This window comes from Fusobacterium sp. JB019, from assembly GCA_030673965.1.
GTDB lineage: Bacteria > Fusobacteriota > Fusobacteriia > Fusobacteriales > Fusobacteriaceae > Fusobacterium_B.
The window spans coordinates 77,786-88,848 of sequence record JAUTCN010000010.1 but is presented as its reverse complement, the minus strand read 5'-3'; the positions used below and the strand labels follow the sequence as shown (position 1 = coordinate 88,848).

The window sequence follows — 11,063 nt, the reverse complement described above, 5'->3', positions numbered from 1 at the left end:
TAACCTTTCCCAAGGATCTTCATTTAAAAATCTAATACATGAATCAAATGTTGCTCCTCCCCAAACTTCCATTGAATAATAACCTGCCTGGTCCATCTTCTCAATTATCGGCATTATTTCTTCAGTAGTCAGTCTTGTAGCTATTAATGATTGTTGTCCATCTCTAAAAGATGTATCAGTTATTTTTAACTGTCGCATTTATCCTCCTCTAACATTATATGTATTCTTGTATACAATTTCTTTGACTGAGATTTTTACTTAAAATACATTATTTGAAGGGCAACCTATAGGTCCCCCTTCAATTATATATAACTTCTTATACCAAATTTTTCTTAACTATTTTTTTCGTCTAATTTTTTAAATTTTTTCTTATCTTGATGAGTCTTATAGATAGATACCAAAACACTACCTATAGCTAAAATAAATAATGTAATTGAAACTCCTGATTTTAAAAATGTCCCTAAATTATTATTAGAAATTACCATTGCTTGTCTAAATGATTGTTCCATCATGTTTCCAACTATTATAGCTAAAATTAAAGGAGAAGTTGGTATATTTTCTTTATTCATTATATACCCAACTAATGCAAATACTAACAGTAAAAAGAAATCAATCGTTGAATTTCCAATTGCATAAGTTCCTACAAATGCAAGTCCTAAAACAAGAGGATATAAAACTTTTTCAGGTATTGCTAAAACTCTAACTAATAATCCTGCTAAAGGAATATTTACTATTGCTAATACAATATTTCCGACAAACATACTTGCAATTAATCCCCAAGCTACATTTGGATGTTGCACAAATAACATTGGTCCAGGTTGAATTCCTAGCATTAATAAAGCACCCATCATTACAGCTGTTGTTCCTGATCCTGGAACTCCTAAAGATAACATGGGAATAAAAGCTCCCACAGAAGCCGCATTATTAGCTGACTCTGGGGCTGCTAATCCAATAATTTCTCCCTCTCCAAATTTTTCTGGATGTTTAGACATTTGCTTTTCATTATTATAAGCCATCAATGATGCCATTGTTCCTCCTGCACCTGGTAATGCTCCTATAAAAAATCCTAATGGAGCACTTCTAAGTATTGGCCATTTAGTTCTTTTCCATTCTTCTTTGGTTATCCAAATTTTTCCAAATTTAGTTTGCATCTCAACTCTTTCTTTATTTATATTTTTAAAACTTTTAAATACTTCTCCTAAAGCATAAATAGCTATTATAACTACTAAGAAATCAATTCCTCCTTGAAGTTCCATTATTCCAAAAGTAAATCTTTGAACTCCTGATAAAGCATCTAGCCCAACTGTTGAAATCATTAGTCCCATAATCATCGAAATAAATCCTTTTACCATATTTCCTCTAGACATTGCAGCCGTTGCAGTCAAAGCAAATACCATTAACATGAAATATTCTGATGGCCCAAATTTCAGTGCAAATTGTGCGACTGTATTTGCACAAAACACCATAAATATAATTGCTATCCCTCCACCAAAAAATGAGGCTATTGCTGAAATTGCTAATGCTGACTCTGCTTTTCCTTTTTTAGCCATAGGATAACCATCAAATGTAGCTGCAACTGCTGCCCCATCTCCTGGAGTATTTATTAAAATTGAACTTCTTGATCCTCCATACATAGCCCCGTAATATACACCTGCCATTGTAATCATTGCTGCCTCTGGTCCCATAGAAAAAGTCATCGGTAATAAAACAGCTACTCCTGTTGCTGGCCCAAGCCCTGGTAGCATACCTACTATTGTCCCTAAAACTCCTCCTAATGTAACCCAAAATAAATTCATTGGTTGTAAAGCTACACCCATTCCTTGCATCAAAAATCCTAATGTATCCATTAAACTTTACCTCCTATTAAATATAGATAAATGGCATCACTGGTAAATAAACACCCAATAATTTTGAAAAAACAACATATACTAATATACTAAAAATAATTGTTGTTATTACTGTTCTTTTTATTTTATTTTTACCATTAAATAAATACAACATCATAAACATAAATATCATTGTTGAAATAACATATCCTGCAGGAACAAATAACACTGCATAAATAATTATAATTCCCGCTGTTTTTAATATCATTGGAATTGTTTCATCATTTAAATATTGATGTATACTAATTTTTTTATCTTTAATTAATTGAGCAATCCCTAATCCTATCATTCCTAATCCCAATGCACTTGGAAAGTATATTGGTGCATGAGGATGTCCAATTGCAGCTAGCTCTATTTGCATCATTCCTATCAAATAAAGAATTCCTAAAACTATTGAAATAATTCCTGTCATAATTTTCTCCTTAATAATTTAATAAATAAAATTGATAAAATAATTATAAAATTTATAATTTAAAAATAATAAATTTATATTAGTTTATTATTTTTAAATTATTCCGTGAATAAATATTCACGGAATAATTTAATTTTTATTAATCTTTTAACATTCCTATTTCTTTTAATATTCCCTTTGAATCTTTCTCCTGGTTAGCTAAGAAATTTCTAAAATCTTTTCCAACCATAAAATTATTATCCCAACCGTTTCTAACTAATGCTTCTTTCCACGATTTAGTTTTAACCATTTCTTCCATAGCTTTTGTCCAATATTCAACTACATTAGTTTCAACTCCTGGATTAGCAAAAATTCCTCTCCAGTTTACAAATGTACCATTTATTCCTTCTTCTTTACAACTAGGAACTCCATTTATAGTTTTATCAGCTGTTGAGGCTAATGCTCTTAGATTTCCTGAAGCCATTAATCCTTTTACCTCAGATAAACCTGTAGTAAATAAATCTATATGCCCTCCTAAAATTTGAGTAACTCCTGATTCTTGAAAACTTACATAGTCAATATCTTTTAAATTTTCAACTCCTGCAGCTTTAGCCATAAGTAAAAATTGAATATGATCCATACTTCCAGCAGAAGAAGATCCTCCTATTTTTACACTTTTAGGATCTCTTTTTAAAGCATCCATTACCTCATTAATATTTTTAAATTTAGAGTTTTTCCCAACTACAAATGCTCCATAATCAGCTATTAAACCAGCAATTGGAGTTGTATCTTCGTATCCATATTCAGAGGTTCCTGTTAATTTTGTTAGAATTAAAGGTGGCGAATAAATAGATACCATTTGTCCATTACCTTTTTTTGATTGCATATAAGCTAAGTTTACTCCTCCACCTCCGCCAGGTCTATTTACAACTGGTGTAGGTACTGTAATTATTTTTTCATCTTTTAAAACTTTAGAAACTGTCCTCGCTGTTAAATCCCAGCCTCCACCAGCTCCACCAGGTGCAACCATTTCAACTGGTCTCTTTGGATAACCATCTATACGTTTTATTTTCCCAAAACTTACCGCAGATAAACCAACCATAGCAGAAACTAATAATACATTTCTTAAATTTTTAAAACTCATAACCCCTCCTTAATTGCTGCATATATTTTTTATTTAAATTTAATGGAATACAACCACATTCAGCATTTGTGTAATTGTATACATTTATTCTTGAGGTAATTATATTTTATTTATCTCTCTTTGTCAAGTTTATTTTATATGAATTTAGTTTTTTTTCTAAAGATATGGTCTCATTTTAATTTTTATTGTTCTATTATAGTTTACTAAAAAATAAAAAAAATCTAAGGAATAAAATCCTTAGATTTTTTATTTTTATCTTAAGTTATTTTTTATTATTAAAATATTTTATAATTGCTGTTTTAGAAGAAAATAGATGTTTTCTATTTAGATCTTTAGCCTGTTTTATTTTTCCTTCTTCAAGAAATTTTACCATTGTAACATGCTCTTCATAAGCTTCTTTAACTCTTTCATTTTCTGTTAAAGCTTTTTTTCTAAGCTTAGACAATATAAAAGTATATGAATTTAAAATTTTTATTGTGAATTCTAACTCAGAGTATTTATATAAAATATCATTATATTCTACAAATAATTTTCTTGCCTCTCTCCAATTTTCAGAAGAGATTTGAAACTTTGTAAGTTTTAAATTTTCTTTTAATTCCTTAATTGCTTCTTTTAAATTTTTACTTCTGCCTACATTCTCTAGAATGATATCCTCTAATGCCATTCTTATTTTAGCCATCTCTCTAATTCTATTTTCATCCATATCCATTATTTTTATTCTACCATTTAATGACCTTTCAACTATTCCTTCTATTTCTAACTTTTTTATAGCTTCTCTTAAGGGAGTTCTACTTACATTTAATTTTTTGCAATATTCTGTCTCTACGATTTTATCTCCAAATTCCAATTCTCCAGAAATAAACTCCTCTTTTATTGTGTCATATATATAATCACTTATATTTTTTCTTCCTTTTAACATAAACTGCCCCCTAAATGTATTTAAATATAAATATTTAATATTGTATCACATTTTATTGTTTTATTGTATACATTTCTCCTAAATCTTTAATATCTTTATAGCTACAGTTATAAAGATTGGATAAAAAGCTATTATCCCTATCAATCTCATCAATTGAATAATAGTAACTTTAGGAGTATCTGCTCCAAAATCTTCTGCAATTATAGAAATATTTGTCATACCTCCTGGAGAAGCTGAAAAAAAGGAAGTAGCTAAATTAAAATCACTCGCTTTATAAACCAAAGTTCCCAATATAATATTCATCAAAATAAAACCTACAATAACAATTAAAACAGGAACACCTATTGCTTTAATTTGAATTATATCATCAATAGTTACTTTTGACCCTATCAAAATCCCTGCTAAAACTTGAGCTAAATCTTTAATCTTTGATGGAAAATATGCTTTTTTTAATTTTATATTATATATTGCTGTAAATATCATCGCAAAAGTCATTGGACCTGCAGGTATATTTAAGATGGTTCCTAATATTCCTCCAGAAAGTCCTATTATAAAAGTTATCATTATTTTTAATATGTCTTCTTCTTTTGATAATTTTTTTCTAACTATTTTTTTTATATTCTTTTCTTCAATAGAAATATAATTAAATTTTTTCAATAAAATTTGAATTATACTAGGAATTATTATTATTACAGAAAGAAGTCTTACTAACTGTAAGATTGTAATTTTACCCACATCCGCTCCAAAGTCATAAGCAATTATTGCCATATCTGAAAGTCCTCCTGGAGAAGTTGCAAACACTGCTGTTACAAAATCCATATCTGTAAATTTAAGCATAAAAAAAACCATTATTAAATTTAAAAATACCATAGTTAACAAAATAATAAGAGCTGGCTTTAATATGTATCTAAATTCTTTAATATCTTTACTTTGAATTTTTGATCCTATATATGCTCCTGTTAATATTTGAACTAATATTCTAAAATTAGATGACAATATTATTTCTTTGAAAAAATAATTATAAATAATCATTACAAAGATAGAACCTAACATAGATCCTGCTGGAACTTTTAATTTTTTAGCTATTCTACCACCAATTATTCCTAAAAAAATTAGCACAAAAATTTTCATTTCTCCTCCCAATTAAATTTTTTTATTTTTTATAATAATTGTATATAATTTTTTTTGTTTTGTAAAACTTTATTTTAAAACAAATGACCCCATTAATAAATTTTCATTAACGGGGTCATTTATTAGTCTTGAAGCTTTTTTTCAACTGCTCTTATTAATTTGGGTACTATATATTCTTTATCTTCTTCTTCTTTTTGTTTAGGAGTATATATTCTTTCTAATTCTTTTTTATATTCATTTACTTCTGGTCCAAAGTCAGAAAGTGGTTTCAATGGATATTTTTTTAACTTAGGATACTTTTTATCTATTTTTTTATTCCATTCTTTCACTTGCTTTTGATTCATTGCCAAAAGTAAATCTGCGTGACCTGTTATTTTTATAGTTTTTATAACGTCTCCTTTTTCTAATTTTTTAATTCTTTCTCCATCTATTCTAGAAATTACTTCTCCAAAAACAGTATGTTTTTGGTTCAAAAAATCTGCTGGATAAAGAGTTATGAAAAATTGTCCTCCACCTGTATTAGGCCCAACATTAGCCATTGCTAACATTCCTGTTTGATAAAAATCTAGCCAATCTACAAATTCATCTTTTATTTTATAACCTGGAGTTCCTTTTCCTGTTCCTGTTGGATCTCCACCTTGTACTATAAAATTTTCAACAGCTCTATGAAATATCGTATTATCATAATAACCTCTTAATGCTAAATTAACAAAATTTGTAACTGTTATTGGTGCTGCCTCTGGATATAAATAAAAGCTTATTTCTCCTTGCGTTGTCACAAAAGTTGCTCTGATATCATTATACTTAGCTATTCTTTCCGCTTTATTTCCTCCTATAAAAGAACATCCTCCTAAAAGAACTAAAGTCATTGATATAAGAATTGTTTTTAAATATTTTTTCATAATTTTTTCCTCCAAACAAATATAATTACTACCTTTTGACTGACTTTTTCAATATTTAGTTTAATTATTTTATAAAATATTTTTGTAATTTCGTTGTTGATAATGTTAAGGTGACTGCAAAACCAATAAATAGAACTGATAACGCATTAATTACCGGAGATATTCCTAACCTAATCATTGAATAAATTCTTAAAGGTAAAGTTGTTATTCCTGGTCCTGCCACAAAAAAAGTTGCCACAAAATCATCAAAAGAAAGAGTTATTGCAATTAAAAAACCTGAAATTATAGCAGGACGTAACATTGGTATTATAACTTTTTTTAAAGTTTCCATTTCTGTTGCTCCTAAATCATACGCAGCTTCTACAATTGAATAATCTAAATCTGACAACCTTGCTAAAACAATAAATAAAACAAAAGGTATATTAAATGTTGTATGAACAATTATAATACTTATCAAACCTAACTTTAATTTAACTGTTACAAATAATATTAAAAGAGATACCCCCATTATAATATCTGGAACTATTAGTGGTAAATATCCCAACACTTTTAAATACTTTTTATATTTAAATTTATGCCAATGAATACCTATCGCTCCTAAAGTTCCTAACGTTGTAGAAACGACACTTGAAATTATTGCTATAAATATACTATATCTAAAAGCTCTCCAAAGTTCATCTGAGTATAAAAATAATTCCTTATACCACTTTACAGAAAATCCTTGCCAGACCATTGATTTACCCTCATTAAAAGAATAAATAACTATTACTAAAAGAGGTAAATAAAAAAATACCATTGAAAAAATAAAGAAAAATAAAGATGTTTTTCTTTTATTCATAATCACCACCTCTTTTTTTAGTTATTGAACCTAATAAAACAAATATCATTGTTATTAATATTAAAACTGAAGATATTGTTGCTGCTAATGGCCAATTTCTAGTTTCAGTTAATTGCCGAGCAATAACGTTTCCCATAAATATCGAATTAACCCCCCCAACTAATTTAGGAATAACATAAGAACCTAACATAGGAACAAAAGTAAATATTCCTGCTGTAAATATTCCTGACTTTATATTTGGTAAAAACACTTTAAAAAAAGCTTCTTTATTGGTTGCTCCTAAATCTCTAGCTGCATCCATTAAAGAAAAATCAAATTTATCTATTATTGAATATAATGGAAGTATTGCAAACGGTAAACTTGTATAAACTGAAATTAAAATAACCGCTCCTGTATTATATAAAAATTGTATTGAACTATCTATCAATCCTATTTTTTTTAAAAACATATTTACAAAACCATTATGTCCCAAAATAGCCATCCATGAGTAAATTCTTATTAAAAAGTTAGTCCAAAATGGTATTATTATGAGATAAATATACATTTTTTTATATGGAGATTTAACAATATAATAAGCAGTTGGAACTGCTATTATTAAAGTTATAATAGTTACTCCTAAACTCATTAAAATTGTTTTAAATACTATTTTTAAAAACATTGGATTTAAAAATATTTTAAACGCCTCAAAAGATAACTCTAGTTCAACTCCCCCATAAAGTCCCTTCTTTAAAAATGAATAAATCAAAACTATTCCCATAGGAATTAAAAAGAAAATAGTCAGCCATAAAGTTATTGGTAATGTATAGTTTATTCCCTTTTTATCTTTTCTCATTGAACTCACCCTCAACAACTTCTACTAAATAACTATCTTCTGAATTCCAAGAAATATAAGCTTCCTCATCCCACTTAACACTAGTATCATCATCTTCAAAATAAATAGCATGCTGTTTAAAGGCTCTCATAGAAATATTTTCATTTCCATTTACCCATACAAAATATTTACTTTGAAAACCTGTATATATAACTTCATGAACATAAACCTTCAAAACATTAAATCTATTATCTATTTTTTTAGGAAAGCTCTTTGTAACTTTTATTTTTTCCGGCCTTATTGATAACTTAACTTTATTTCCTAAGTTTATTTCTTTATCTATTTCAAAAAGTATCTCTCCATATTTTTTATTATATAAAGTAGCATGATTTTCACTATTAATTTTTATAACCTTTCCCTCAATAAAATTATTTTCTCCTATAAAATCTGCAACAAACATATCATCTGGAGATTCATAAACCTCTGCAGGAGATCCTACTTGAAGAATTTCACCTTTATTCATAACTGCAATTCTATCAGAAATAGAAAGTGCTTCCTGTTGATCATGAGTTATGAATATGAAAGTAATACCTACTTCTTCGTGTATATTGTCTAACTCAATCAATAATGTTTGTCTTAACTTTGCATCTAAAGCTGATAATGGCTCGTCAAGCAATAAAACTTTAGGTTTATTTATTAACGCTCTTGCTATGGATACTCTCTGCTGTTGTCCACCGCTTAAATGATTAGGCTTTTTATTTTCATATCCTTCTAAATCTATCATTTTAAGCATTTTTTTTACTTCTTCATCAATAAACTGTTTAGATTTATTTTTTAATTTTAAAGAAAAAGCTATATTTTCATATACTGATAAATGAGGAAATAAAGCATATTTTTGAAATATAGTATTTATTGGCCTAAGATTAGACGGTAAATCTGATATATCCTTATTTCCTAAATACACAACTCCATTATCCGCCTCAATAAATCCTGCTAATATTCTAAGTAATGTTGTCTTTCCACAACCTGAAGGTCCTAAAATAGAGAAAAATTCTCCCCCTTTAATTTCTAAATCTATATTTTTTAAAACTACTTCACCATTAAAAGATTTATTAATTCCTTTAATAAAAATACTTTCTTTTTTCAATCTTGTCCTCCTAAAATGAAAATTATACTGCTGCTGTTACTACTATTTCTACTAATAATTCCTTTTCTGCCAAAGCTGCTTCAACACAAGCTCTAGCTGGAGAGTACCCATCTAATACCCAATTATCCCATATTTCATTCATATCATCAAAGTAACTAATATCTTTCAAATAAATTGTAGCTGATAATATTTTAGTTTTATCAGATCCTATATCTTTTAAAACTCTTTCTATATTTTCTAAAGCTTCTTTTGTTTGACATTTCACATCTTTCTTTCCCTCATTTTCTTCATGACAGCATTGTCCACATAAATATGCCACCCCATTATATATAACAGCTTCACTTAATCTTTTCCCTTGATTATATCTTTTTATCATTTTTTTCCTCCTAATTTTTTAATCTCTCATCTGTTTTTATTATATCATAATTTCTATTTTTTTTAAAAATATGTTAAAATAACAATTAGAATATTTTTAGGAGGCCTTAAATGAAAAAAACTAACGCTGTTAGAGAACTAGATAAACATAAAATCAAATATAATTTAAAACAATATAAAGTTGATGAAAATGACTTAGGAGCTATTCATGTTGCTTTAGAAACTGGTCTTGATTTAGAAATTATATTTAAAACTCTGTCTTTGCTTAATGAAAAAAAAGAACTTATCATTGCTTGTATTCCAGGAGGAGATTCAATTGATTTAAAAAAACTTGCAAAATTAGCTAAATGCAAAAAAGTAGAGATGTTACACTTAAAAGATTTAACTTCCTATACTGGTTATGTTAGAGGAGGATGTTCTCCTATTGGAATAAAGAAAAAACACACTACTTTTATACACGAAAGTGCTTTAAAACATAAAACTATTGTTTTAAGTGGAGGAGTAAGAGGACTTCAAATTGAAATAACACCTAAAGATTTAATTAATTATTTAAATATTAATGTCGGAGATATAATTATCTAACCTATTAAAAAAGAAGAGGAAATTCCTCTTCTTTTTTATTTATCATATTTTTCTAAATGATTATATTTTAATGTTCCTTTTATTTTTTTTACGTAAACTCTTCCTTCTTCTGAATATCTAATCAACCCTTCTGCGATTTTATAAGAATTCTCTCCTTCATTAATATAATCTCTTACTTTTTTATATGCCTCAGCTCTTGAAATTAGCATACATATATCTTCTACCGTTTCTTTTAATGTTCCATAACTTCTTAAATGAGCAGTAAAAGTTTTCCTTGAAGATTTTGCAGCTATCCTTGGTTCAGTTTTATTTGAAGACCATATTCCAAAAGCATTATTACCCTCTCTAAAAAATCTTGAAGTTCCCCAAGCACTTTCTAATCCTCCTTGAGCTAAAATTAAAGAAGTTGGATATATTACCATTTTTGATTCTAATGTTTTAAAATCTTTATACTTTACTTTATATTTTTTAAATATTCTTTTTAAATATTCTTCTTCCTCAAGTGTATAATTTTCTCTACTTTTTAAAATAGATACTATCCTTTTATTATTCAAAATTTCTTTATGAACAACCTTTATTGAAGGTAGCATCAATCTTATAAAAGCTTCTTTTCTTTTGACTACAGATAATTTTCTAAGGTCAATATTTAGTTCACTAAATACAAAATCTCCTTCTCTTTCACTATATATGTCCTCTAGTTTATTTACTTCTATTTTTTCATATTTAATATCAGTTATTATTGATTCTTTCTTAAAAAAACTTCCCATACATTTCTCTTCTTGAATAAAAAGAAGAGAAACAAATATAAAACTAAATAAAAATTTATTTATTTCCTTCATCTTTCCTCCTATTTTTAAATCTGATATACAGTATACTATATTTTTTAAAAAAAATAAAATTTTATTAGACTATTTTTTTTTATTTGTTATAATATTAA

The 11,063-nt window shown here is 27.4% G+C and carries 13 protein-coding genes; 1 reads left to right on the top strand and 12 read right to left on the bottom strand.

Annotated elements, in window-relative coordinates; genetic code table 11:
• From Q7K47_07810 to Q7K47_07760, 11 genes are all read right to left on the bottom strand, one after another.
• The coding region (locus Q7K47_07810) for an oxaloacetate decarboxylase subunit alpha (protein MDP0507107.1) at positions 1-198 on the bottom strand (198 nt) is incomplete at its 3' end.
• Between the two features lie 134 nt (positions 199-332).
• Entirely contained in the window at positions 333-1,847 is a 1,515-nt protein-coding gene (locus Q7K47_07805; protein MDP0507106.1) for a tripartite tricarboxylate transporter permease, read from the bottom strand.
• Between the two features lie 16 nt (positions 1,848-1,863).
• On the bottom strand, positions 1,864-2,298 hold the full coding sequence (locus Q7K47_07800) for a tripartite tricarboxylate transporter TctB family protein (protein MDP0507105.1): 435 nt from the start codon (positions 2,296-2,298) through the stop codon (positions 1,864-1,866).
• A 139-nt stretch (positions 2,299-2,437) separates the two neighbouring features.
• The gene (locus Q7K47_07795; GenBank protein ID MDP0507104.1) at positions 2,438-3,421 is read right to left on the bottom strand and encodes a tripartite tricarboxylate transporter substrate binding protein; all 984 of its coding nucleotides are present in this window, start codon (positions 3,419-3,421) and stop codon (positions 2,438-2,440) included.
• A 262-nt stretch (positions 3,422-3,683) separates the two neighbouring features.
• Positions 3,684-4,340: a GntR family transcriptional regulator gene (locus tag Q7K47_07790; GenBank protein ID MDP0507103.1), complete on the bottom strand. Its 657-nt coding sequence runs from the start codon at positions 4,338-4,340 to the stop codon at positions 3,684-3,686.
• A gap of 78 nt (positions 4,341-4,418) precedes the next feature.
• Entirely contained in the window at positions 4,419-5,471 is a 1,053-nt protein-coding gene (locus Q7K47_07785) for an AbrB family transcriptional regulator (protein MDP0507102.1), read from the bottom strand.
• Between the two features lie 122 nt (positions 5,472-5,593).
• Positions 5,594-6,373: a peptidylprolyl isomerase gene (locus Q7K47_07780; protein ID MDP0507101.1), complete on the bottom strand. Its 780-nt coding sequence runs from the start codon at positions 6,371-6,373 to the stop codon at positions 5,594-5,596.
• A gap of 64 nt (positions 6,374-6,437) precedes the next feature.
• Positions 6,438-7,211 carry an ABC transporter permease gene (locus Q7K47_07775; GenBank protein MDP0507100.1) on the bottom strand — a complete coding sequence of 258 codons (774 nt, stop codon included), beginning with the start codon at positions 7,209-7,211 and terminating at the stop codon, positions 6,438-6,440.
• On the bottom strand, positions 7,204-8,043 hold the full coding sequence (locus tag Q7K47_07770; protein MDP0507099.1) for an ABC transporter permease: 840 nt from the start codon (positions 8,041-8,043) through the stop codon (positions 7,204-7,206). The genes Q7K47_07775 and Q7K47_07770 overlap by 8 nt, the downstream gene beginning before the upstream one ends.
• Entirely contained in the window at positions 8,030-9,169 is a 1,140-nt protein-coding gene (locus tag Q7K47_07765) for an ABC transporter ATP-binding protein (GenBank protein MDP0507098.1), read from the bottom strand. The genes Q7K47_07770 and Q7K47_07765 overlap by 14 nt, the downstream gene beginning before the upstream one ends.
• A 22-nt stretch (positions 9,170-9,191) precedes the next feature.
• Positions 9,192-9,545 carry a RidA family protein gene (locus Q7K47_07760; protein ID MDP0507097.1) on the bottom strand — a complete coding sequence of 118 codons (354 nt, stop codon included), beginning with the start codon at positions 9,543-9,545 and terminating at the stop codon, positions 9,192-9,194.
• A gap of 110 nt (positions 9,546-9,655) precedes the next feature.
• On the opposite strand from Q7K47_07760, the gene ybaK reads away from it, so the two are divergent.
• Positions 9,656-10,126: a Cys-tRNA(Pro) deacylase gene (gene ybaK, locus Q7K47_07755; protein ID MDP0507096.1), complete on the top strand. Its 471-nt coding sequence runs from the start codon at positions 9,656-9,658 to the stop codon at positions 10,124-10,126.
• A 35-nt stretch (positions 10,127-10,161) separates the two neighbouring features.
• Here ybaK and Q7K47_07750 read toward each other — a convergent pair whose 3' ends face one another.
• Positions 10,162-10,965: a glucosaminidase domain-containing protein gene (locus tag Q7K47_07750; GenBank protein MDP0507095.1), complete on the bottom strand. Its 804-nt coding sequence runs from the start codon at positions 10,963-10,965 to the stop codon at positions 10,162-10,164.
• Positions 10,966-11,063 lie beyond the last annotated feature (98 nt).